Annotated in this window: 15 protein-coding genes; 6 read left to right on the top strand and 9 right to left on the bottom strand. The window is 75.7% G+C overall.

Going from position 1 to position 23,568, the window contains the following annotated elements; all coding sequences use genetic code 11:
- The first annotated feature begins 87 nt into the window (after nucleotides 1-87).
- From ACFC0G_RS03805 to ACFC0G_RS03795, 3 genes are all read left to right on the top strand, one after another.
- Nucleotides 88-684 carry an isochorismatase family protein gene (locus ACFC0G_RS03805; RefSeq protein ID WP_376396691.1) on the top strand — a complete coding sequence of 199 codons (597 nt, stop codon included), beginning with the start codon at nucleotides 88-90 and terminating at the stop codon, nucleotides 682-684.
- Nucleotides 685-835: 151 nt separating this feature from the next.
- The gene (locus tag ACFC0G_RS03800) at nucleotides 836-1,222 is read left to right on the top strand and encodes an anti-sigma factor antagonist (protein WP_376396688.1); all 387 of its coding nucleotides are present in this window, start codon (nucleotides 836-838) and stop codon (nucleotides 1,220-1,222) included.
- A 148-nt stretch (nucleotides 1,223-1,370) separates the two neighbouring features.
- Entirely contained in the window at nucleotides 1,371-1,724 is a 354-nt protein-coding gene (locus ACFC0G_RS03795) for an ArsR/SmtB family transcription factor (protein WP_376397278.1), read from the top strand.
- Between the two features lie 3 nt (nucleotides 1,725-1,727).
- Here the strand turns inward: ACFC0G_RS03795 and ACFC0G_RS03790 are convergent, their stop codons facing one another.
- From ACFC0G_RS03790 to ACFC0G_RS03760, 7 genes are all read right to left on the bottom strand, one after another.
- The gene (locus ACFC0G_RS03790) at nucleotides 1,728-2,282 is read right to left on the bottom strand and encodes a carboxymuconolactone decarboxylase family protein (RefSeq protein WP_376396686.1); all 555 of its coding nucleotides are present in this window, start codon (nucleotides 2,280-2,282) and stop codon (nucleotides 1,728-1,730) included.
- A 104-nt stretch (nucleotides 2,283-2,386) separates the two neighbouring features.
- On the bottom strand, nucleotides 2,387-3,667 hold the full coding sequence (locus tag ACFC0G_RS03785; protein WP_376396683.1) for a cytochrome P450: 1,281 nt from the start codon (nucleotides 3,665-3,667) through the stop codon (nucleotides 2,387-2,389).
- On the bottom strand, nucleotides 3,664-5,343 hold the full coding sequence (locus ACFC0G_RS03780) for an FAD-dependent monooxygenase (protein WP_376396680.1): 1,680 nt from the start codon (nucleotides 5,341-5,343) through the stop codon (nucleotides 3,664-3,666). The genes ACFC0G_RS03785 and ACFC0G_RS03780 overlap by 4 nt, the downstream gene beginning before the upstream one ends.
- Nucleotides 5,344-5,347: 4 nt before the next feature.
- Nucleotides 5,348-8,662 carry a ferritin-like domain-containing protein gene (locus ACFC0G_RS03775; protein WP_376396677.1) on the bottom strand — a complete coding sequence of 1,105 codons (3,315 nt, stop codon included), beginning with the start codon at nucleotides 8,660-8,662 and terminating at the stop codon, nucleotides 5,348-5,350.
- The gene (locus ACFC0G_RS03770) at nucleotides 8,659-10,362 is read right to left on the bottom strand and encodes a flavin monoamine oxidase family protein (protein WP_376396674.1); all 1,704 of its coding nucleotides are present in this window, start codon (nucleotides 10,360-10,362) and stop codon (nucleotides 8,659-8,661) included. The genes ACFC0G_RS03775 and ACFC0G_RS03770 overlap by 4 nt, the downstream gene beginning before the upstream one ends.
- A 22-nt stretch (nucleotides 10,363-10,384) precedes the next feature.
- Nucleotides 10,385-12,076, bottom strand: coding sequence for an FAD-dependent monooxygenase (locus ACFC0G_RS03765; RefSeq protein ID WP_376397275.1), 1,692 nt, complete (start codon nucleotides 12,074-12,076; stop codon nucleotides 10,385-10,387).
- 444 nt (nucleotides 12,077-12,520) lie between these two features.
- Nucleotides 12,521-14,062: a PLP-dependent aminotransferase family protein gene (locus ACFC0G_RS03760; RefSeq protein ID WP_376396671.1), complete on the bottom strand. Its 1,542-nt coding sequence runs from the start codon at nucleotides 14,060-14,062 to the stop codon at nucleotides 12,521-12,523.
- 135 nt (nucleotides 14,063-14,197) lie between these two features.
- On the opposite strand from ACFC0G_RS03760, the gene ACFC0G_RS03755 reads away from it, so the two are divergent.
- From ACFC0G_RS03755 to ACFC0G_RS03745, 3 genes are all read left to right on the top strand, one after another.
- Nucleotides 14,198-15,448, top strand: a complete 1,251-nt coding sequence (locus ACFC0G_RS03755; protein WP_376396668.1) for a Tm-1-like ATP-binding domain-containing protein — start codon at nucleotides 14,198-14,200, stop codon at nucleotides 15,446-15,448.
- A gap of 60 nt (nucleotides 15,449-15,508) precedes the next feature.
- Entirely contained in the window at nucleotides 15,509-16,351 is an 843-nt protein-coding gene (locus ACFC0G_RS03750; protein WP_376396665.1) for a phosphoenolpyruvate hydrolase family protein, read from the top strand.
- A gap of 125 nt (nucleotides 16,352-16,476) precedes the next feature.
- Nucleotides 16,477-19,776: an AAA family ATPase gene (locus tag ACFC0G_RS03745; protein ID WP_376396662.1), complete on the top strand. Its 3,300-nt coding sequence runs from the start codon at nucleotides 16,477-16,479 to the stop codon at nucleotides 19,774-19,776.
- Here the strand turns inward: ACFC0G_RS03745 and ACFC0G_RS03740 are convergent.
- Entirely contained in the window at nucleotides 19,758-21,557 is a 1,800-nt protein-coding gene (locus ACFC0G_RS03740; protein ID WP_376396659.1) for a serine/threonine-protein kinase, read from the bottom strand. The two genes, ACFC0G_RS03745 and ACFC0G_RS03740, sit on opposite strands and share 19 nt — an antisense overlap.
- Nucleotides 21,558-21,576: 19 nt before the next feature.
- Nucleotides 21,577-23,472, bottom strand: coding sequence for a hypothetical protein (locus ACFC0G_RS03735; RefSeq protein WP_376396656.1), 1,896 nt, complete (start codon nucleotides 23,470-23,472; stop codon nucleotides 21,577-21,579).
- Between the last annotated feature and the right edge of the window lie 96 nt (nucleotides 23,473-23,568).

Raw genomic sequence — 23,568 nt, 5'->3', positions numbered from 1 at the left:
TGGCGCCGGATCCCGGCGCCAGGATCAGGCCCGCGGTCGGCCGAAATCTTGTGGAGCCGCGGAGCCCGTGGGCGCGATCATGGCCGGATGACCCAGCACACGCAGCCCGTGGACGCCCTGATCGTCGTGGACGTGCAGTCCGCCTTCGTCGTCGGTGACGGGGCCGTGCCCGCGGCCGGCCGGCTCGTCGACCGGACGACGGACCTGATCGCCCGGGCGCGGAGGGACGGCGCGCTCGTCGTCCACCTTCAGAACGACGGGCAGCCCGGAGCGGAGGACGAGCCCCACACACCGGGCTGGGAGCTCCACCATCCCGTCGAGCCGGGCCCCCGGGAGTTCGTGATCCGCAAGCCCCGGGACGACGGCTTCCACGAGACCCCGCTGGGCGGCGTGCTCACCGACGCGGGCGTCCGGTCCGTCGCCGTCTGCGGCGTGATGTCCGAGATGTGCGTACAGGCGACCGCCCGTACGGCCCTGGCGCGAGGCTACCGCGTCGTCGTGCCGTACGACGCCCACGCGACCCAGGACTGCCCGGCGGTCCCGGGTGTCAGCGAAGCCGTACCGGCCGCGACGGTCTCCCGGGTCGCGGCGTACGCCCTCGGGAGCGACGCGGAGGTCACCGTGCCCGCCGCCGACGTCATCTTCACGGCCCCGGGCGGCGCTCCCGACCTCCGCGAACCGTAGGAACAGGGCGGCCCGCGGCGGGCCGTCCGCCGTCCTATCCGCTCTGTGAGACGGACGATTGCACAATCCTGCAATTCGTTACATCCTGGTCCGGCCCCACGCCCCCACGCCCCGTCACCACCGCCGCCGTACGACAGGGAAGACGACGCGCATGACCATCGAATGGCGTTACACGGTCCAGCAGGAGCTGGGCGTGCTGTCCCTGGCCGGGTTCCTCGGCGGCGATGCCCTCGGGCGATTCACCGGGGCCGTGGGCTGGGCGGTGGCGCGCGGTACGGGCCCCGTCGTCCTCGACCTGAGCCGGCTCCGCGGCTGGTCCGCGGGCGGGCAGCTCGCCGTCACCGAGGCGGCCCACCGGCTCCGGGCCGCGGGCCGGAGCCTGGAACTCGCCGCGATCCCCGCCGACGGCTCCCTCGCCCCCGCCGGCGAAGGCCCGGCCATCCCGGTCCACTGCGACCTGGACGCGGCGTTCGCCGCCCACCTCGACGCGGGCGCGGAACAGCGCGCCTGGCGCAGCGACGCCTGGCCGACCGAGTAGGTCCGGGGAGCAGCCCGAGCGAGCAGGCCCGGCCCGGCATTCCGTACGGCCCGACTCCGCGGATCGGTAGATCGCGCGTCCGGGAAGGCGCGAGGATGGGGGCATGGTGCAACGTGCTGGTGCGACGCGCGACGGCGGGGTGGGTGCGATGACGCCTCCGCTCTACCAGTTGAAGGCGGAGTTCTTCAAAACGCTGGGACACCCCGTCCGGATCCGTGTCCTGGAGCTGCTCAGCGAACGCGAACACGCGGTCTCCGAGATGCTGCGCGACACCGGCGTCGAAGCGGCGTACCTCTCCCAGCAGTTGGCCGTGCTGCGCCGGGCGAACCTCGTCGTCGCCCGGCGCGAGGGCGTGGCCGTGTACTACACGCTGACCAGCCCGCAGGTGGCGGAACTGCTGCTGGTGGCACGCTCGATCCTGTCCGGCGTCCTCGCGGGACAGGCGGAACTGCTCGCCGACCTCCGGTCGGGCCCGCCCGTCACCCGGTCCGCCACCCCGTAGGGCTCACTCCCCGGGCTTCGCCTCCACCTCCGCCGCCGGATCAGGCTGGATGCCCGCGAGCAGATTGAAGGCCCCGGTCAGCAGGTTGAGCGTGACCACCCCGACGACCTCCGCGATCACCCGGTCGCTCCAGCCGTGCGTCCGTACCTCGGCGACGTCGTCGTCGGACAGGGAGCCCGGCTCGGCGAGGACCCGGAGCGCGAGGCCGATGAGCGCGGCCTCGCGCGGATCGGTCGACGTGCCCTGGCGGGCCAGGGTGATGTCGGTCTCGCTCAGCCCCGCCGCGCGCCCGGCCGAGACGTGGGCCTCGCGGCAGGTGCCGCAGCCGATCCACTCCTGCACGGCGAGCGACAGCTTCTCGCTGAGGGCGCGGGGGATCTTCACCCGCTTCATGGCCCGGGACAGGCTCAGGTAGCCGTCGAGCAGCGCCGGCGAATGCGCCATGGTCGACACCATCTCGCCGACCGAACCGTGCCGTTCGACGATGTCGGTCAGTAACTCGCCCGCGTGGCCCGGCGCTTGCTCGGGGGTGAGTGCGGTCAGTCTTCTCGTGGTCACGGAGCCTCCTCGTTATACCCGTGGGGGGTATAACGAGGAGAGGGGTGAGGGAGTTCCCGGGGGTCAGTGGGGTCAGTGGGGTCAGTGGGGTCGGGTCAGTGGGGTCAGGACAGGGTCAGGCGGGACGGGCCGTGGAACACCCAGTCGGGGGCGTACTCCACCTCGACCCCCGGCCGGGCTCCGGGCGCGAGCGCCGGAAGCCGGTCGAGGAGGACGCCGAGACCGATCTCGGCCTCCGCGCGCGCGAGCGCCGCCCCCGCGCAGTAGTGGATGCCCAGGCCGAAGGCGCAGTGGCGGCCGCTGTCGCGGTGGATGTCGAGGACCTCGGGGTCCGGGAAGCGGTCCGGGTCCCGGTGGGCCGAGCCCAGGACCAACTGGAGGCGGTCGCCCCGGCGGACGGTCCGGCCCGCCAGTTCCGTGTCCCGGTGCGCCCACCGCGTCACCATCTGCACCGGCGGGTCGTGGCGCAGGAACTCGTCCACGGCGTTCGGCAACAGCCCCGGATCGGCCCGGAGTTCGTTCCCCACCTCCGGGCGCGCCAGCAGCGCGAGCACGGCCTTGCCGATCAGTCCCGTCGTCGTCTCGTGCCCGGCGGTCAGCAGGTGCGTACAGGTCGCCGCCAGCTCCGACCCGCTCAGGGACGGGTCCTCGGTCCCCGCCCGCGCCAGCGCCGAGAGGAGATCCCCGCGGTCCTCGCCGCGCCGGGCCTCCAGCTCCCGGTGGAAGTACCCGTCCAGCTCCGCCGCCGCCCGCTCGGCCCCGTCCAGCGAGGCCGGCGTCCGGTCGCCCCGGGTCCCGCCCGCCTGCTGCAACGCCAGCGCCTGCTCGCGGAACCACGGCCACCGCTCGGCCTCCACCCCGAGCAGCCCGCCGATGACCAGCAGGGGGTACGGAGCGGCGAAGCCTTCGACGAGCTCCACCACCGGCCGCCGCGCGAGCGGCGCGACGAGTTCCTCCGCGATCTTCCGTACGCGCGGACGCATCGCCGCCACCGCTGCGGCCCCGAGCGGCGGCGTCACCCGCGCCCGTAACCGCGTGTGCCGGGGCGGGTCGAGGAAGACGAGCCAGTTCTCGACGACCCGCCGCAGCGTGACGTATCCGTCCGGCACCGGCGCCGAGCGCGCCGTCAGCGGGGACGTCCTGGCGAAGCTCCGCCCTGCCAGTACGTGCGCCACCTCGGCGTGCCCGAAGAGGTACCAGGTCGTGGGCGCCGCCCCGCCGTGCCCGTCCGGAGCGCCGCGTACGGCGTGCACCGGGTCCGTCTCCCGGTAGCGCCGGTAGACCGGGTACGGGTCGGCCAGGTCGAGCCGCGCCGGGTCGAAGGGCTCCGGGGGCTCCGGCGGCCCGCCCGCGCCCGTACGGATCCCGCCCGTGCGCCCGCTCATCCGCCCGCCCCGCGCACCAGATCCGCGACCCGCAGCGGATCGGCCGGCAGGGCGGCCCCGCGCCACGCCACGTGCCCGTCAGGGCGCACCAGGACGAACGGCCGCTCGTACCGCCGCGCCACTTCAGGGTCGCGGCAGTGCCGTACGCGGAGCGGGACCCGGCGATCGGCGAAGGCGCGGACGAGACCGTCGGGAGTACCGCAGCCGTCCCCGCCGTGCCCGCCGACCCTTTCATCCCCGCCATCCCCGAAGCAGAGCAGGACGAACTCCCCGCCGAACAGGTCGAGCGTCGACCGGCCCGGTCCGAGCCACGCGTGGGGAGCCCGTACCCCGGGAAGCGTCGTACGGTTCCAGACCGGCCCGTCGCGCCCGTCGGATCCTTCCTCGTCGCGCGCCGGACCCGTCCCGCCCTTCTCGTCCGCGATCGCCCGCGAGGCGTACCGGTACGCGAAGTGCAGGTCGGGCGCGTCGAATTCCCTGAACGGATCGGAGTCCGCGATCTCCCGGCCCAGTGCGGCGCGGGCCCGCTCGCCCTCCTCCGTTCCGTCGCGCAGCGCCGCGGAGAGCCGCCGGTCGACGGTCCGGCGCAGGTTGCGGTGGCTCTCCTCCAGGCTGCCGACGGCGACCGGCCGCCGTTCGCTCTCGTATGTGTCGAGCAGCCCCGCTCCCGCCCAGCCCGCCAGCTCCGCCGCCAGCTTCCACCCCAGGTCGGCGGCGTCGCCCACGCCCGTCGCGAGACCGAGCCCGCCCGAGGGCGACAGCGTGTGCGCCGCGTCCCCGGCGAGGAAGACCCGGCCGTCGCGGTACCGCGAGGCCACCCGGTGCGTCAGGTGCCAGGTGGTGTCCGACACCACCTCCACCGGCACGTCCAGCGCCATCGCCCGCCGCACGACCCGCTCGGCGTCGGCGGGCCCGGCCGGACACGTCAGCCGGTACAGCCCCCGGCCGTCCATCGCCCGCAGCGGATAGCGCAGCCCGCCGGGCTCCGTGACGAAGTGGACGAGCGCCGCGCCCGGCCCGAGCCGGGCACCGAGCCCGGGGGCCCGGAAGAGGATGTTGCGCAGGGTGCGGGTCCGGTGCCGCTCGGGCGCGTCGATCCCGCAGGCCTTGCGCACGGGGGAGGAGGCCCCGTCGCAGCCCACCAGATACCGGGCGTGCACCGTCGTCCGTACTCCCGACCCGTCCAGGAGCGCCGCCCTGACCCGGTCGGGCCTCCGGGCGAACTCCACCAGGCGCGTGCCGAGCCGGACCGGTCCCGCCGGCCGGACCCCCAGGCGGGCGGTGAGCAGAGGCACCAGCCAGTGCTGCGGGCAGATCGACTCGGGCTCCGGCGTGTACGAGGGCGGGGGCCGGTTCCCGGCCGTGCCGAGCCGCAGCCGGTGCAGCTCGTACCCGCCGACGGCCGTCACCCACGCGATGTCCAGGGTGTGGTCCGCCGGCCAGCCGGCGTCCCGGATCGCGTCCGCGACGCCCCAGCGCCGGAACATCTCCATGGCGCGCGGGCCGACGGTGGAGACCTTCGGGTGCGCGACCCGGCCGTCCCCGGCTTCGACCAGGACGAAGTCCACGCCCCGGTGGGTGAGATCGAGGGCGAGCGCGAGCCCCACGGGCCCGCCGCCCACGATCAGTACCTCGGTCTCCTCGACCCTCTGGCGGGTCATCCGGCTGTCCGACACGGTCTCAGCTCCTCCCCTCGTGTGCGAAGCGCTCCGCGTACCAGGCCATGAGCTCCGGCACCCGCTCCGGCACCCCCTCGCACTCCCGGGCCATCGCCGCGAGGTGCCGGAAGCGCATCGCGAACCCGCGCCGGGCCACGTCGGGGCGCGCGATGTACGCGGGCGGCTCCTCCAGTTCGAAGGAGGGGCCGGCCGTCCGCCCCCGCCAGCCCGACTCCAGCGGCATCAGCTGCTCGGCGAGCGGGCGCATCATCCCCGTCATCACGTCGATGGCGGCGTTCATCAGCTTCGAGCGGCGCAGGCTCGCGTCCGGGCTCTCCCCGAAGTGCTGCACGATCAGTTGGAGCATCATGAAGTAGCAGCGGTTGAAGAGCCGCATGACCTGCCGTGCGTGCGGATCGCGGACCGCCGCCCGCCCGGGGTGCCCGGCGTCGAGCGTCGGATTGCGCAGCGACGGGTACGCCGGGTGCCAGGGCGCCCCCTGCCCGTGCGGCCCGTCGGCGCGCTCCGTCATGAGCAGTTCGGCAAGGCGTACGAACGTGTCGTGGTGGGACTCGGAGCCGTCCTTCTCCGTGTCGAGGACGCCGCCCTCGCCCTGCTCGGTCACGAAGTCGACGGCGAAGAGCGCGCTCGACAGGTCGTCCACCTCCAACTGGTAGTCCGGGTGCACGGCGTTGACCGCGCCGCCGATGAAGAGGTGGTGCTCGCCGCCGCCGCGCCCCCGGTCGACCGGGAAGAGGTCGGGGACCCGGGTCAGGCCCTCCCGGATGCCCGCGTACAGCTCGCTCGGCGAGCCGAAGGGCCCGGGCCCGGGCTCGTTACCGGGGCCCGTCCCGCCCGCGAGCCGCTCGGGCCGCTCGATGGCGATGAACCGCTGGAGGCTGCCCAGGTGCAGCGGTTCGAGCGCGAAGTCCAGCGGCGGCGGCAGCCTGCCAGGTGTGCCGAAGTCGATCTCCGGGACGTGGAACGGCTCGCCCATCGCCATCAGGATGTTGTTGACGACGAGGAAGTGCATCATCTCCTCCCGGGCCACGTCGAAGAGGCTGTCCCTGACGCCCTTGGCCAGGCTCTCCCCGCCGTCCCCGCAGGCCAGCCGCAGCTGGCGCGGGGTCCACACCCCACTGCGGACGTACTCGAACCCGGTGCCGTGCGTGGGCACCGAGTACCCGGCGTAGAGGTACTGGAGCGAGGTGGCGAGCTCCACCGTGACGGCCTGCTGGAGCGCCGACCGCAGCTGGGCCCGGGTGGTGATCTGCGGATGCGAACGGACCGGTGAGGGGACGGCGGCCGGCGGCACGGCCGCCGCCGTGCTCTGCGCGCGCAGGTACTTCAGGAGCAGCCGTGCCTTGGGCAGGGACAGGTCACGGGTCGGTGGCATGTAGTACGTCCGGTCCTTGTTCGCCGGGTCGCACATCTGCCAGATGAGCTTCGCGTACGTCTCCACCTTGCAGCGGTCCGCCAGACTGAACACCTCGTCGCGCATGAACGGGAACAGCTGCTCGTAGTACGCGAACACCTCGCGGTGCAGCAGCTCGAAGGTCACGTCCTGCTGGAGGACCGCGTCCAGCCGCCAGTCGTCGGGCAGGACCCGGACGGCGGCGGAGCCCGCCCAGGGCCAGAAGCCGAGGGCGTCCTCGTGGTCGTAGCAGGCCGCGGCGGAGCCCGGGGCCGCCGGATCGTGGGGCGGCAGCTCCTCGGGACCGGCCGCGAGCAGCAGCCGCGCCGTGCCGGCGCGCGCCCCGGACACGGTGAACCAGCCGCGCCCGTGGGCGTCCGTGGCGAATCCGCACCAGGAGGCTCCGTCCTCTCCGGCGTCTCCTCCGCGGTCTCCTCCGCTGTCTCCTCCGTCTTCTTCCCCGGCGGGCGGCTTCTCCGCGGCGGTCCGGCCGGCCCGCAGCCGTACGATCCCGACGTCCCCGCAGCGGGCCGTCGGGGCCGAGGCCACCGGATCCAGCGGGAGGGCCCGGGGGTTGGCGAACTGGCGGACGACGACCTCGTCGAGCGCGGCCGGAACACCCCGCACGAAGGTCCGCACCGGCACCTCCACCGCGTGCTCCTCACCGCGCTCGGGGTCGGGATGCTCCAGGATCAGGCAGGCCTCGTCGGTGAGGACGACGGCCTCGCGCTCCCGCAGCAGCACCGTGCGCGCGCCCCCGCCGTCCGTCGCCGGGCGCACCAGGACGAGTCCTTCCTCCGCGGCCCGCCGGACCCCTTCCGCCGATCCGACCGGTACGGTCACCACCTCGCCTCCTTCGGGTGCTCCGGCCGGCAGCACGGCGACGGGCAGGTCCGAGCGGGCGGTCCGCAGCTCCAGGGCGGGGCCCCCGCCCCGTACCGCCGCACCGGTGGCGTCGAGGCGGTGCGCGAAGGGCCAGTTGAACGCCACGGAGTCCGGGGAGAGCCGCACGGTGCACGGCCCCGGGGTCCTGTCGGCGCGGGATTCCCGCCCGTACGGGACGAGCAGCCGTCCCGCCGGGTGCGAGCGCGGCTCGTCCGGGCGCCAGGGCGCGACGGTGCCCCGCAGCCGCCACACGCCCGGCGCGTCACCCGGCTCGCTTCCACTCCCCGGCTCCCGTCCGCCTTCCGGCTCCCGCCCGTCCTCCGGCTCCCGTCCGTCTCCCGGGGGCGCGGCCGGCTGTTCCAGGACGAACTGGACGAGGATTCCGCCGCCTTCGCACTCCTCCACGGCGGCCCGCAGGGCGCGGACGGCGGGGGAGTCCGTCGCCCCGGCCGGCCAGTCGAGCCCCTCCCCGGCTCCGATCGCGAACTGGTGGAGCGTGCGGCGCACCGGTGTGAAACCGTGCCACCGGGGCGCCATGAACCCGCTCACGTCCCCGGCGCAGAGATAGCCCGCGTCGTGCGAGCGCCCCTCGCGCCCGAACGCGAACCGGCCGCCCATCAGCGTCGTCGTCCACGCGGAGGCGGGATCGACGTCGAAGACCCGGGCCCGGTTCACCGTCGTGCCGAGATACGGGTTGTAGTGCCCCCACAGGTCAACGGCCCGCCCGACGACCGGATCGGCCGTCTCCACGGCGCCGTCCGCGCGCTCCACCCCGGTCACCCGGGCGTCCAGGACGAGATGGCCGTTCCCGGAGAAGTGCCCGCCGCGCGCGCCGTGCTCCGCCAGGTGCGCGTGGTAGGCCTCGGCGGGCCCGTCCTCCCCGAACGGGCCCACGGCCGACGGGCGCGCGGACCCGCTGCCCGCACCCCGCAGGGCCGTGTTGCGCGCGAGGTCCACGAGACCGCCGTGCGGCCCGGTGGGCAGCCGCGTCACGGCGGTGCCGCCGAAGTGCAGCCGGGGAAGGTCGAAGACGCTCATGCCGCCTCCAGTCCGGCCCGCGGCGCCACGCCCCGGCCCGGCGCGTGCCGGGCGATCAGGTCCACGGCCTCCAGGGCCGACTCGACCGCGCCCTCGATCCACGCGGGCTCGGTCGCGCAGTGCTCCCCGGCGAAGAACATCCGGCGCTGCGGCCGCACCGCACGCCTCCGCTGCTCCTCGCAGGCGGCGGCGTCCTGGCCCCAGCGGATGGTGCAACCGCCCTCCGTCCACGGATGCTCGCCCCAGGCGAGGCTGGCGACGCCCCGCACCATCCCGCGCCGCAGCAGCTGCGGATGCAGCCGGCCCAGCTCCTCGACGACCGTCCGGTGCCGCAGCGGGGGAGGCATCCGGCCGAGGTGGTCGGCGTCCTCGCCGATCGTGTAGCTGGCGAGCAGGGCCGCGCCCTGGGCCGGGTCCGCGGCCCCGTCGGCCCCGCTCCCGTCGGCCCGGGTTCCGTCGGCCCCGGCCCCGTCGGCGGCCGACGGCGGATAGTACGTCTGGCGGATGCGGCCCCCGCTGAAGGAGGCGCCGCCCCGGATCCCCTCGCGCTCCCAGAACGGCTCGCGGCAGTGCACCGCCACCTTCGTCGCCGGGCAGTAGTCCACCTCCCGTACGACCGCGAGCTTGTCCTCGTCGAAGCCGGTCAGGGTGAGGCCCCGCAGCACGGAGAACGGCACGGTGCACAGCACGTAGTCGCAGCGCCGCACGGTCGCGCCGGGCCCTTCCCCGATCCGTACGAGGACGTGGTCGGCGGCCACCTCGAAGCCGGACACCCGCTGCCCGAGCCAGATGGGACCGCGCACCCGGGCGGCGAGCCGCTGCACGAGCTGGTCCATGCCGCAGGCGAGCCGCACCAGTTCGGGACTGGTCTCCGTGAGGATGTCGTCGAGGAAACTGTTCAGGCGGGTGCCGCAGCCGGCCCGGATCCCCGGGTGCGCGGCGAAGAGACCGTGCACGTCGATCCGGTCCTTGGCGTGGCCGAGGAGATGCGGCGACACGTCGACCTCCTCGACGAGGTCGAGGAGGTTGCGGGCGAGATCGGCGCGGAGCCCCGCCCGGAGCCCCGGCGGGGCGACCGCGTCGACCACGGCCGCGAGCCACGCGCCGAACACCAGGGTCTCCTCGCGGTAGTCGGCACCCGGCAGCGAGGCGCGGACGTCGGCGATCAGCGCACGGGGCGCGTCCCGCAGCCGGACGTGGCCGGTGCTGGTCGCCAGGTAGGCGTTCTCCTCGGACAGCAGGGTCGTGAACGGGCGGACCTGGTCGGCGAGACCGAGGTGCTCGACGTAGTGCATCGTGCGGTGGTGCGCGGTCGGGATGCGCATGGCACCGAGCTCCACGAAAGGGGCTCCTTCGGAGGCGCCGAACCGGTGGGTGTGGACGCGGCCCCCCAGCCTGCGGCTGCCCTCGATGACCTCGACGCGGAACCCGAGCCGCTCCAGCTCGTACGCGGCGACCAGCCCTGCCATCCCCGCGCCCACGACACTGACGGTGCTGTTGGCGCGGGCTCGGCGGCGGGCGCGGGGCAGGAGCTTCTGCACGGGGCTGGGCCGTGTGACGGCTGTGACCTGCGTGGCGGCGGTGGCCTGCGCGGCGGTTGCGGCCTGCGTGACGGCGGTGGCCTGCGTGACGGCGGTGGCCTGCGTGACGGCTGTGGTCTGCGTGACGGCAGCGGTCTGCGTGGCGGTTGAGGTCTGCATGACGGTCCGACTCCCCCTCGAATCAGTGCGCACGGTGCGGGTGGTGCTCCTCCGACTGCCGGACGGGTGTCCGGCCCCCGGCGGCGAGCGCCACGAGGTAGGAGCGGAGCAGAGCGGTACGGGCCAGCGGGGCGACCAGACCGACGTACCCGTCGGGCCGGACCAGTCGCAGGTCGTCGGGGTGACCGAGCCGCCGGGCCTCGGCGCCGTCCCAGGGCGTCACCGGGAGGACGCGGATCGGGGCCGGGAACCCTTCGCAGGCCTCCCACAGGGCGTCGAGCACGTCGGCCCGGGCGGCGTGCAGGACCAGCGTCCACCGCTCGTACCCGAGCAGGGCGTGCAGCCGGACGACCGCGAGGCCCTGGACGCCCCGGACGGCCTGGACGCCCTGGGTGGCCTGGACACAGGACCCCGTCCGGCCCCCCGGCCCGGTCCCCGTGCCCTCACCGGCGGCGCCGCCGGTGAGGGCGATGTCCGGCATCCGGTCGCCCGCGCGCGGCCCGCCGCGGTGGCGGCGGCCGGGCCGGTGCCGGGACAGCGCGCTGTCCCCGTGGTTCCGGCCCAGGTCGCTCAGCCGCAGGTCCAGCCGGCGCTGGAAGCCGCGCCGGGCGAGGGCCGCGGGCACGGTGGCCGTGAACGCCCGGTGGCCGAGCGGCGGGAGCGGCAGCTCCATGAAGTTGAACCGCATCTCGCGGATGTACCGCAGGGCGAGCAGCCGTTGTTCGTCGCTGTACGTGTCGAGGAGTTCCGCGCCCGCCTGCCCGTGGTGCACGGCGGCCAGCTTCCAGGCGAGGTTGTGGGCGCCGAGGATGCCGACGTTCATGCCGTGGCCCCCGACCGGCGCCCAGGCGTGCGCCGCGTCCCCGGCGAGCAGCCCGCGCCCCGAGCGGAGCCGGGCGGCGACCCGGTCGCTGAAACGGGCCCGGTTGAGCCAGAGGTGCTCGGTGGCCTCCAGGCGCAGACCGGGCATTCGGGCGGTCTCCGCGACCAGGTCCCGGAGTTCGCCCATGGTGGGTGCGGTGGTCAGCGTGGGATCGGGGTCGTCGCGGAAGCAGAAGAAGCGGAAGCCCCCGCCGGGCAGCGGGAAGACGAGCAGGGAGCGGTGCGGGGCCAGGAAGATGTGGCCCCGGCCCGGCTCCTCGCCCAGCCGCCACGTCGGGTGGGCGTTGCCCTGGACGACCTGGAGGCCCGTGCGGCGGCGCCCCTCGAAGGGGATGCCGAGCCGGTCCCTGACCACGCTGGCGGTGCCCTCGCAGCCGACGATCCACGGGGCGACCGCGGATTCCACCGTGCCGTCCCCGTGCCGCAGGGTGAACTCGGCCCGGTCGTCGTGCACCTTGACGTCCGTCAGCTCCGTGTTCCACTCGACGCGGGTGCCGAGCCGGGCCAGCTCCTCGGAGAGGAGGCGCTCGATGTCGTGCTGCTCGATGTTGAGGGGCCGGGCGTGGGCCGACCGCGCCCAGCCGGTGACGAGTTCGCCGAGAACCCGGTCGCGGGCACGGACGGTCACGGCCTCCAGCTCCACCCCGTGACGCAGAAGCGTCTCGCCGACGCCCAGGGCGTCGAGCGCCTCCCTGGCCCGCGCCCACAGCACCAGGGCCCGGGCCTCGCGCTTGGTCGCGGGCGCCTTGTCGACGATCCGGACGCGGAGCCCGAGCCGGCGCAGGCCGATGGCCAGGGTGAGGCCGACGGGACCCGCCCCGACCACGCACACGTCCACGTCGCCGGCCGGGCCCTCGTCGCCGGCCGTTGTGCCGCCTCCTTCGCCTGCTCCTCCGCCGGCTCCTGTGCCGCCTCCTTCGCCGGCCCTGTCCCCGCCGACGTCTCCGCCCCTGCCTGTGTCCAACCGGGCCACCCCCCGCTCGCCGCTCACCGTTCCCGGTGTTCAGCGTGCTCGCGGAAGATCACCTTCAACAGGGCGTGTACAGGGGCGCTGGGATCACTGCGACCTGGGGGTATGACGACCTGTGCATCATCTGTTCCGTTTGAGTGACGAGCAGTGGAATCCGGCCGTCCGCACCCCTCCGGTGCCGTGGTCCGCCCGTGGAGAGCCGCCGCGACCTGGCCTGATCGAGACCTCTGGGCACGGGGGCGACCTGCCCGAGTTGACAGAAGGACGCCTCCCGGGCCCGGGCGCGTGGCCAGTTCTGGCCAGGCGTCACCCCGCCGCCGCGCGCTCCGCGCACTCCAGGAGCGTGGGAAGGGCCGCCGCCAAGGCCGCCGTCCCGTGGGCGTACGGCAGTCGGAGCCGGTCCCGGAAGCCGTCCACCGGGGAGAAGGCCGAGCCAGGGACGACCGAGACGCCACGGCGCCGCGCCAGCTGGGCGAGGGTCTCGGTGTCGGTGCCCGGGACGCGCACCCAGAGGGCGGCGCCGCCCGCCGGCCGGGTCCACTCCCAGTGCGGAGCCCCGGAGCGCAGCAGCGCCTCGGCCGTGTCCCGCTGGGCCCGCAGCTCGGCCCTGCGCCGGGCCCGGGCCTCGGGCAGCCGGTCGAGGAGCCGGACGGCCACCAGCTGGTCCATGACCGAGCAGGACAGGTCGACCGAGGTCTTGATCTTCGCGAGCCGGGCCACCACCTGGGGGGAGGAGCGCACCCAACCCACCCGCAGACCGCCCCAGAAGAGCTTCGAGAGCGTGCCCACGGTCACCGTCGACGCCATGGGGAGCCCGGCCACCAGAGGCGCCGGAGCGCCGGCCCCGGCCGACTCCCCGTATCCGTCTCGGCCTCTGTCCCCGCTGCCGTGCCCGCCGTTGTCCCCGCCGCCGCGCCCGACGGTGCCGCCCTCGTCCTCGTCCCCGTCCCCGAGGGCGAGTTCCGCACAGGCCGTGTCCTCGACCGTGAACAGCTCCAGGTCCTCAAGGACCCGCCGCCACTCCCGGCGCGCCGCGCCGTCCAGCGTCCGCCCCGTCGGGTTGTGCACGGTCGGCTGGAGGTACACCAGCCGGGGCCTGCCGTGGGCGCTCAGCCGCCGCACCGCCGCCGCACCGGAACCGTCGCCCCCGTCGGCGCCCTCCGTGCCGACCGGTACCAGCCGGGCGCCCCGCGCCCGCAGCGCCTCCAGGGCACCCCGGTACGTCGGGTCCTCCACGACGACCGTGTCGCCCGGCTCCACCAGCGCCTGCGCCACGAGCCACACCGCCTGCTGCGACCCCGCGGTCACCAGGATCTCCGCGGCCTCCGTCGGCACGCCGGCCGCCCGGTAGTACGCGGCGATGCCCTCCCGCAACGCCGGGATGCCGTACGGGTGGTAGCCGTCGGCCACGAGCAGCCCGCCGAGGTCGCCGGAGGTCAGTGCCCCCACCGCCTCGCCGACCGCGCCGAGCCCCGGGAGCGCCCCGCTCGACAGGTCCGCGACGTCCGCCGTGCCCGTGCCCGTACGGGCGTCGAAGCTCACGAGCCGGCCCTCGGCGACGTACCGGTCGAGCGCCCCCGAGCCCCGCAGCCGCGAGCCGCTGCCGCGCACGCTCTCCAGCCACCCCTCGGCCTCCAGGAGGCCGTACGCGGAGGTGACCGTGGACCGGCTGACGGCCAGGACGAGCGCCAGTTCGCGCTGCGAGGGCAGCACGGTCCCCGCCGGTACGTCGCCGCGCTCGGCCAGCTCCCGCAGCGCGTCCGCCAGTCGGCGTGGCAGGGGCCCCGGTCCCTCCGAGGACCAGCCGGTGAGAAGTCGGGACAAACGGGTCGAAGCAATCCTGGCCATGGCTCCCATAGTGCGCCACGACGCAGGCCAATACGCCCGGAGTGGTCGTTGTCGCCGCAGGTGGCGCGACGGAGGATCGACGAGAACGGGACCGGACCGCGGTACCGGACGCGGGACCGGGAGAAAGGTGGAGGCATGGCGACCGTCGTGCTGGTCGGGACGCTGGACACGAAGGGGGAGGAGTACGCCTGGCTGCGGGAGCGGCTCAGGGAGTACGGCAGCGACGTCCTCCTCGTCGACACCGGTGTCCTGCCGCCACCCGCGCACGCGCCCGTGCCCGACGTCTCCGCCGACGTCGTCGCGCGCGCCGGGGGCCACGACCTCGCCAGGCTGCGGGCCGCGGGCGACCGGGGCGCCGCCGTCGCCGCGATGGCGCACGGCCTCGCGCGCGTCGTCCTCGACCTCTACCGCAAGGGCAAGCTGCACGCCGTGCTCGCCGCGGCCGGCAGCGGCGGCTCCGCGATCGCCGCCCAGGCGATGCGGGCCCTGCCCATCGGCGTACCCAAGGTGCTCGTCAGCACCATGGCCGGCGGGGACGTCTCCCCGTACGTCGACAGCAGCGACCTCACCATGATGTACAGCGTCGTCGACATCTCCGGCCTCAACGCCGTCTCCTGCCAGGTCCTCGGCAACGCCGCCGCGGCCGCCGCCGGAATGGCCCGCCGGCACGAGCGCAACCACGACGAGCCCGCCGGCCGGGGGCGCCCGGTCGTCGCCGCCACCATGTTCGGCGTGACGACCCCCGCCGTCGACGCGGCCCGCGCCCGGCTCGCCGAACTGGGCTACGAGGTCCTCGTCTTCCACGCCACCGGCGCGGGCGGCCGGGCCGTCGAGAAGCTGGCGCGGGACGGCATGCTCGACGGCGTACTCGACCTGACGACCACCGAGCTCGCCGACGAGCTGGTCGGCGGCGTGCTCAGCGCGGGCCCCGCCCGGCTCACCGCCGCCGGGGCCATGGGCATCCCGCAGGTCGTCGCCCCCGGAGCCCTCGACATGGTCAACTTCGGCCCGGCCGCGACCGTGCCGGAACGGTTCACCGGCCGCCGGCTGCTCGTCCACAACGCGACCGTGACCCTCATGCGCACCACCGCCGCCGAAATGGCCGAACTCGGCACTTCGATGGGCCGCAAGCTCCGCACGGCGCGCGGTCCCGCCGAGGTCTTCTGGCCGCTGCGCGGCATCTCCGCCGTGGACACGGCCGACGGCCCCTTCGACGACCCCGAGGCCGACCGGGCCGGTCTCGACGCCCTGCGCGCGGCCGTCCGGGGCGGCGAGGTCCGCGTCCACGAACTCGACGCCCACGTCAACGACGCCTCCTTCGCGGTCGCGATGGCCGACCGCCTCCACCAGCTGATCGCGGAGAACACCCGCGGGCCGGGCCACTGAACGACCGGGTCACCGAACGGCCCCCGGACCGGGCCACCCACACACCGAGGAGCCACCACCGTGAACACCGGATCCATCGTCAGCCGTCAGGACGTCCTCGCCCGGCTGCGGGCCCAGGTCGCCGCCGGCCGGCCGATCGTCGGCGCCGGGGCGGGCACCGGACTCTCCGCCAAGTGCGCCGAGGCCGGCGGGGTCGACCTGCTGATCATCTACAACTCGGGCCGCTACCGGATGGCGGGCCGTGGGTCGCTCGCCGGACTCCTGCCGTACGGGGACGCCAACGCGATCGTCCAGGACATGGCCCGCGAGGTGCTGCCCGTGGTCCGCGACACCCCCGTCCTCGCCGGGGTCTGCGGCACCGACCCGTTCCGCCGCATGGACGTCTTCCTGGACGAGCTGAAGGCCACGGGCTTCGCCGGCGTCCAGAACTTCCCCACGGTCGGCCTGTACGACGGCACCTTCCGCGTCAACCTGGAGGAGACCGGCATGGGGTACGGCCTGGAGGTCGACATGGTCCGGGCCGCCCACGAGCGGGACCTGCTCACCGCCCCGTACGTCTTCGATCCGGAGCAGGCGGCCGCCATGGCGGCGGCGGGCGCCGACGTCCTCGTGCCCCACGTCGGGCTCACCACCAAGGGCGCCATCGGCGCGGGCACGGCCCTGACGCTCGACCAGGCGGCCGCGGCGGTCCAGGAGATGCACGACGCGGCAAAGCGCGTGAACCCCGACGTCCTGGTCCTCTGCCACGGCGGGCCCATCGCGGAGCCGGAGGACGCGCGCTACGTCCTGGAGCACACCACCGGCGTCGTCGGCTTCTTCGGGGCCTCGTCGATCGAACGGCTGCCCACCGAGCGGGCCGTCACCGAGCAGACCCGCGCCTTCAAGGCGCTCGCCCTCGACTGACGGCACCTGGTGGGGCCTCCGGCCGACGGGCCTGTCGGTGGCGTGCCGTACAACTGAGAGCGGGGAAAAGAGCAGGGCCGCACGACCGCGCGACCGACGTGCGACCGCACGAGGGGGATTGATACGTGGACACTTTCGCGGACCAGGGGTGCGCCGACCGCGCGCCCCTCGTCGGGCGTGCCCGGGAACTGAACCGGCTGGACGGGCTGCTGGGCCGCCGCACGGAGGGCGCGGGCCCGGTGGCCGTGGACGTCACGGGCGAACCGGGCATCGGCAAGACCCGGCTCCTGACCGAGTTCGCGATACGGGCCAGGGCGCGCGGAACGACCGTCCTGAGCGGCAGGGCCGGAACTGCCGAAGGGGATGGGGAAGGGGACGGCGGCACGGCCTTCCAGGCCGTCGTGGACGCGTTCGCCGACCTCGACCACCGGGAGCGCGCCACCACCCCGGCCCTGGCGGAACTCGCCCGCCTCGTCGAGCACGACGTCCATGACATCCATGACGTCCATGACGCCGTTGACGCCCGTGACGCCCGTGACGCCCGTGACGCCCGTGACGCCCGTGACGGGCTGCCGGGCGAGGTGATGGCCGGGACAGGGCCGGGCGGACAGGGACACGGCGAGCGCGTGCGGCGGATCGGCGCGGCGCTGGGCCGGGTGCCCGCGCCCGGGCTCGTGCTCCTCCTCGACGACCTCCACCGGGCGGACCCGGCCACCGTCGCCCTCGTCGACCATCTCCTCCGGCACCCGCTGCGCGCCCCCGTCCTGGTCGTCGTGGCCCGCCGCGAGCGCCAGACGCCGCCCGCCCTCGCCTCCTCCCTGGCCCGGGCCACCGACTCCGGCGCCCTCGCCCGGCTGGACCTCGGACCGCTGGCCCCGGACGACTGCGCCGCGGGCCTGGCCCCGGGGGTGCCGCAGGACACGGTCGGGGAGCTCCACGCGGCCAGCGGCGGCAACCCGCTCTACTTCCGCGCGCTCGCCCACACCCGCACGCGCACCCGGCACGGCGGGGCGCCCGGCACCGGACCCGTCGCGGTGCTCCTCGACGAACTGACACCGCTCGGCCCGGTGGAGCGGGCGGTCGTCGAGGCGATCGCCGTGCTCGACGGCCGTGCCACGACCGAACTGGTCGCGGCCGTGGCGTCCCCGGCCCGCACCGCCGACGGGGGAGACGGGGGAGACGGGAGAGATGGGGGAGGCGAGGAGGTCGGGGAGGTCGGGGACGGTCACGAGGCGATCGACGTCGCCCTGCGCGCGCTCACCCGCCGCGACCTCGTCCGCCCCGAGGAGGACGGCCGTACCCTCGGCCCCCGCCACCCAGCCGTCCCGGAACTGGTCCGGGCCGCGCTCGACCCGTGGCGCCGCCGCGAGCTGCACCGGCGGGCGGCGGCCGCACTGGCCCGCGCCGGCGCACCCGCGACCGCGCGAGCCCCGCACCTCGTGGGCGCGGCGACCGGCCCGGACGCCGGAACTGCGGCCGTACTCGTCGAAGCCGCCGAGCGGACCGGGACCGTCGACCCCGCCCGCGCCGCCCACTGGCTCGCGGCCGCCCTCGACCACCTCCCCGACACCGCCGAACACCTCGCCCACCGGCACGAACTGACGCTCCGCCGAGCCCATGCGCTCGGCTCCGCCGGACGCGTCGCGGAGAGCCGGGACCTCCTCCACCGACTGATCGACACATGCCGTCCGGACACCGCCCCGGAATCCGGTCCGGGGCCCGCTTCCGGGCCGGTCACCCTTCCCGGCCCCCGTGTCGCTCCCGATTCCACCCCTGCCCCCGCCCCGGTCTCCGCCTCCCTTCCGGTCCCTGGCTTCGCCCTCCGTCCCGTCCCGGATCCCGGCTCCGGCCATGCCGCGGGTGCCGTCCCCGCCACCGCCACCGCCGATGACACCCTGGGCGGCACTCCCGGCGGCCACCACCAGGACACCGCCGCGATCCGGACCTCCGCCGTGCTCCTGTGCGCCTTCATGGAGCGCCACCTCGGCCGCTACCCCGAGGCGGACGCGCTGCTCCGCCGCGAGCTGGAGCGCAGCCCCGGCCCCCGGGCGGGCCTGCGGACCGGACTCGTCGTCGAGTGGGGCGCCCGGGCCCTCTTCGCCACCCGCTACCCCGAGGTCCGCGCCGAGGTCGACCGGACCCTCGACGAGGCCCGGCTCCGCCGCGACGAGGCGGACACGGCGGAGGCCCTGACGCTCTCCGCCCTCGGCGAGGCCTACGAGGGCGCGACCACCACCGCCCGCGCCCGTGCGACGGAGGCCGCAGCGCTCACCGACGCCTTCACGGACGGCGAACTGGCCGACCACGTCGAGTCGCTGGTGCGGCTGAGCTGGACCGAGGCCTTCCTGGAGGAGTACGCGACGGCCGAGCGTCACACCGCGCGGGGCATCGCCGTCGCCCGCCGCGCCGGACGGCCCTTCGCGCTCTCGCAGCTGCTCCTCTGCTCGGCGTACGTCCACTTCGTCACCGGCAGGGTCGGTGCCGCCCTCGACCTGGCCGAGGAGTCCCTCGCCGTCGCCCGCACCCTGGGCGGCGCCGAACTCCTCGGCTTCAGCCGGGCGATCCGCGCCACCGTCCTCCTCCACGCCCGGCCCCTCGGCGACCCCGAGGGACTGGCCGCCGCGGAGGAGGCGGCGGCCACCGTGGGCACCGCCCAGGGCTGGTGGGCCACGCAGGCCCGCTGCATGCTCGCCCACAGCGTCCCGCTCGGCCAGGACCCGCACCGGGTGCGCGGGGCGCTCCTGCGGGCGGGCGGCGACCGGGACCTCTCCCGGCTCCAGCCCTCCCTGCGCCCGGGCTATCTCGAACTCCTCGCCGGGGCGGCCCTCGCGGCCGGAGACCCGGCGGAAGCCGAGCGCGTGGCCCGGCGCGCCCTGACGGAGGCGCAGCGGCTCGGACTGCCCGTCCAGCGAGGGGCCGCCCAGCGCGCGTGGGGGCGGGTGCTGGCCCACCGAGGCGAATCCGCGGCCGCCGCCGAGGCCTTCACCGAGGCCGCGCGGGAGAGCGCCCGCTCCGGGGCCGGGCTCCGCGAGGCCCACAGCCTGCTCCTCGCCACCCCGCACGTACAGGCCGCGGGCGACGGCGCACGGGCCGCCGCGCTGTGGCGCAGGGGCCGCCGCCTGGCCGCCGACGGCGGCGCCCGCATGCTGGTCGACCTGGCGGACCGGACCAGACCGGCCCCACCGGACGGCGGCGTCCTCGGCGGACGCCTCTCCGTGCTCACCCCGCGCGAGCGCGAGATATCGGTGCTCGTCGCCGAAGGGCTGACCAACCAGGCGGTGGCCGACCGGCTCTGTCTGAGCCCCCGCACGGTCGAGAGCCACGTCGCCCGGGTCTACCGCAAGACGGGTGTGGAGACCCGGGCGGGTCTCGCCTCCCTGGTCGTCAGGACCGGGGTGGGCGGAGGTCAGTTCTCGCGGGGATGAGTGGAGGTCACCCGGCCCTTCGTGTCGGCGTTGATGTAGCCCACGCCGTACGTGTCGGACAGGTAGACGCTCAGGCCGGGCCCGCTCCCGAGCATCGTCGAGCCCGGGGTGACGATGAGATACCGGCTGGTGGGCCGGTCGATGCCCAGGTCCTTGTCCGCGCGCTTCAGGAGCGCCGGCAGGGCGTCCCAGTCGAAGGCGTCCAGGTCGGTCGGGACCGCGCCGGGGAAGGAGGTGCCGCCAGGGCCCTCGCGGACGGCCACGTCCTCGCCCCGGTAGACGTACCGGTCGTAGCGCTTCGTACTGCCCTTGACCAGCGACTGGGCCACCGCGTACTCCGGGTACACGACGAAACTGGTGACCTTCGCACCGTCCGTGGCGGCGTGGACCGCGGCGACGGCGGACTTGATCCCGGCGGGCGTGAGCAGATCGAGCTCCTTCGGCGCCGTGGTCTTGCCCGAAGTCGGAGTCGCAGTCGCCGTCTTCGACGAGCCGGGGCGCTGTGCGGCGGGGCCCTGCTGCGAGGGCGGCGCGGTGGTGGGGCCGTCGCCCGCCTCGCCGGGCCGCCAGTCCCAGGTCATGGCCCCGACGGGGATGCCGACGGCGAGCACCACGACGACGGCGCTGCCGAGGAACCGGCCGACACGCCCCCTCCGGCGCCCACCACCGGCGCGCGCCGCCGAGGCAGCCGAGGCCGGTGAGGGTGCGGGAACGGAAGGTTCCGTCGCGGGACGCGCGGACGAGGGAGATGACGGCGACGAGTGCGATGCCGGAGACGCGGGCGATGCCGGCGGCGCGAGCCGGAACGAGGTCTCCGTCCTGTCACCGGCCCTCTCTCCCCCTTCCCCTTCCCTTTCCCCTGCCGCAGCCCGCTCGCCGACCTCGCGCCCCCGCTCCTCGACGGCCTCGGCGCCCGCCTCCTCCCGGCGGTCGGCGGGCTTCGCGTCCGCCGGTTCCGAGCCGGTCGCGGCGGCCGCCAGGGCGCGGTCGAGTTCCGCCGTGTCCGGGCGGGTCGCCGGATCCCGGACGAGCAGCCGGGTCAGGACGTCGGTGAGTCCGCCGGCCCGCAGGGGCGGTGGCACGTCGTCGGAGAGCACGGCCGCCAGCGTCGCCAGGGTGTTCTCCCGGCGCAGCGGGTGGTGGCCCTCCACCGCCACGTACAGCAGCATGCCCAGGGACCACAGGTCCGCGGCGGGGCCGCTGGAGCGGCCGCGGATCCGCTCGGGTGCCATGTAGTCGGGCGAGCCGATGATCGAACCCGAGGCCGTGAGGACGGTGGACTCCCGGATCGCGGCGATGCCGAAGTCGGTGAGCACCGGCCGCCCGTCGGGCCGCAGCAGGACGTTTGCGGGCTTCACGTCACGGTGCTCGATGTCCCGGTCGTGGGCGGCCGTCAGGGCGTCGAGCAGGCGGTGGCCGAGGACGGCGGCCTCGGTGGGTGTCATCGGGCCCCGGTCGAGGCGGTCCTGGAGGGAACCGCCGGTGACCAGCTCCATCACGAGCCAGGGGTACGTTCCCTCGCCCGCGTCGACGATGTGGTGGATGGTCACCACGCCCGGATGGTCGATCCGGGCCAGCGCCCGGGCCTCGCGGAGCACCCGCGCCCGCAGGGTCCTGGCGCCCTCGACGTCGTACTCGGCCAGCGCGGGATCCGGCGGGCGTACCTCCTTGAGGGCCACGTCACGGTGGAGGGCCAGGTCGCGGGCGCGCCAGACCGTTCCCATGCCGCCGCCGCCCAGTCGCTCCACCAGCTCGAAGCGGCCGTCGATCACTCTGCTCACACGCACCCCTGTACTCGGGTCATCGGAGCGGTGGTGGCCGGTGACCGGCCCCGCCCACGTCGCCGTACACGTTCACCTGGTAGTGCCCTGACACTTCGTACGGATCCGGTGGCAGCCACAGCCCGGGGCCGGTGTCGTCATCCTCGCCGGGGTCGCCGACGGCGGCACAGGGATCGAGGAGATCCGTCAGTTCCTCGCGGATCCGTACGAGTTCGGCGCGCAGCCGGTCGCGCTCCGCCGGCGCCGGCACGCCGCGCAGGCCGCGCTGGGCCTCCCGGAGGGCCTCCTCCAGGACCACTTCGGCCCTCGCCGCGCCCCAGGCCGTCCGCACCTGCCGGGCCCGCGCGCGCAGGGAGCGGGCCGCGGCGGTGTGGTCGCCGGCCGAACGCCACAGGTCGGCGGCGCGTTCGTAGGCCCGGGCCGCCTTCTCCGGCGCCCCGGCGATGCCGAGGGCGTGCGCGGCGCGGTGGCTCAGGGCCGCGCCGTGGCGGCGGTCGGCCCGGAGCCGGGCCTCGGCCGCCGCGAGCGCGTACTGCCGCGCGGCCCGTTCGGGTTCGCCCAGGCGCAGCGCGCAGAGGGCGAGCCAGGCCCTGGCCCGTACGCGAGCCGCCTCGTCCCCGTCCCGCGCCGGCCCGGCCAGTACCTGCTCCAGGACGGTGGCGGCCTCCTGCCACCGGCCGCGTGCCGCGTGGGCGGAGCCGAGGCGCAGCCGGGCGAGGACGCCCAGGCGGGGATCCTCGCCGGAGCGATCGGACAGGCGGACGGCCTCGGCGAGGAGCGACACCACCTCGTCGCCGCCCGGCCCCTCGGCCATCCGCGGCCCGTCGGCCACCTCCGGCCCGTGAGTCACCTCCGGTCCGTGGGTCACCTCTGGCCTGTCGGTCACCTCCGGCCCGTGGGTCACCCCTGGCCCGTCGGTCACCTCCGGCCAGTTGGCAACCCGCGGCCCGTCGGTTGTCTCCGGCCGGCCGGTCACCCTCGGCCAGTCGGTCCCCTCCGGCCAGTCGGCCACCCCCGGCCAGTCGGCGGCCTCCGGTCCCAGGAGCGTCCGGGCGAGTGCGAGGCGGAGGCGGGCCCGGTCGGCGGCCCGGAGCAGGGCGTTCTCCTCGCCGGAGCCGACGGCGGTACGGAGCACGGCGGCGGCCTCCGCCGGTGCGCCGGTCGCCCGGAGCACCCCGGCGAGCAGCAGCTCGGCCTCCGTGGGCGGCCAGGGCCGCCCCGAGACGCCGTGGTCCGCGATCGCCGCCCGCAGGTGGGCGAGGGCCGCGGCCGGGTCGTCGGGCGCGGTGACCCGCCCGAGGAGCGCGCGGGAGTCGGCGAGGGGGCCGAGGACGGCGGGGTCCGCCCGGTGCGGCGCGGTGAAGGCGACGAGCCGGGAGAGGTCCTCGCGCAGGGCGGCGGCCTCGGCCGCCGGGTCGGACGCGGTGTCGAGGAGGTCGGCGCGGGCCCGGCAACGCAGGAGGCGGACCGTCGCGGTCTGGGCGACGGTGGCGCGGCCGGCCGCGTGCAGGTGGGCGGCGCGCTCGCAGAGCTCCGCGAGTCCGGCGGAGGCCGTCGCCCCCGCTTCCAGGCCGGTGACGAGCGCCCGGGCCCGTGAGATGAGCGCCTTGCCGAGCTGGCCGGACCGTTCGTGCAGGTCGGCGGCGCGCGAGAAGAGGGTCTCGGCGGCGGGTCGTGCTCCGCCCCGGCAGTCGAGGGCGGTCGCGTCCAGCGCGTCGGCGTGGTCCCGGGGCGTGATGGCCCCGCCCGCGCGCCGCAGGGCGGTCGCGGCCCGCTCCCAGGCCCCGCCGGCCGCGGGGTGCCCGTCGGCCGCGGAGAGCCGCCGGGCCCGGTCCAGCAGGGCGTGCGCGTCCTCGGGCTCGCGGCCGCCGGACCCCCGGTCGTACGGGCGCGCGTCGGACGGGCGGCTGGTCATGCGAGGTACTCCGGGAACGGGAGACGGAACGGCGGCGCGCGTGCGCGCGTTCATGCAGGCGCGATGCCACTGGATGCGCATACACGGAGGTCACGC

It is taken from the genome of Streptomyces sp. NPDC056169 (assembly GCF_042268445.1).
Classification (GTDB): domain Bacteria; phylum Actinomycetota; class Actinomycetes; order Streptomycetales; family Streptomycetaceae; genus Streptomyces.
Note: the sequence above shows the minus strand (reverse complement) of the source record. Positions and strands in the feature narration are given on the sequence as shown.

What these genes read in the sequence shown, in the direction of transcription:
- ACFC0G_RS03805 (WP_376396691.1), top strand. Translation starts at nt 88, where the DNA reads ATGACCCAGCACACGCAGCCCGTGGACGCCCTGATCGTCGTGGACGTG.
- ACFC0G_RS03795 (WP_376397278.1), top strand. Translation starts at nt 1,371, where the DNA reads ATGACGCCTCCGCTCTACCAGTTGAAGGCGGAGTTCTTCAAAACGCTG.
- ACFC0G_RS03735 (WP_376396656.1), bottom strand. Translation starts at nt 23,472, where the DNA reads ATGACCAGCCGCCCGTCCGACGCGCGCCCGTACGACCGGGGGTCCGGC.
- ACFC0G_RS03755 (WP_376396668.1), top strand. Translation starts at nt 14,198, where the DNA reads ATGGCGACCGTCGTGCTGGTCGGGACGCTGGACACGAAGGGGGAGGAG.
- ACFC0G_RS03760 (WP_376396671.1), bottom strand. Translation starts at nt 14,062, where the DNA reads ATGGCCAGGATTGCTTCGACCCGTTTGTCCCGACTTCTCACCGGCTGG.
- ACFC0G_RS03775 (WP_376396677.1), bottom strand. Translation starts at nt 8,662, where the DNA reads ATGAGCGTCTTCGACCTTCCCCGGCTGCACTTCGGCGGCACCGCCGTG.
- ACFC0G_RS03785 (WP_376396683.1), bottom strand. Translation starts at nt 3,667, where the DNA reads ATGAGCGGGCGCACGGGCGGGATCCGTACGGGCGCGGGCGGGCCGCCG.
- ACFC0G_RS03800 (WP_376396688.1), top strand. Translation starts at nt 836, where the DNA reads ATGACCATCGAATGGCGTTACACGGTCCAGCAGGAGCTGGGCGTGCTG.
- ACFC0G_RS03770 (WP_376396674.1), bottom strand. Translation starts at nt 10,362, where the DNA reads ATGCAGACCTCAACCGCCACGCAGACCGCTGCCGTCACGCAGACCACA.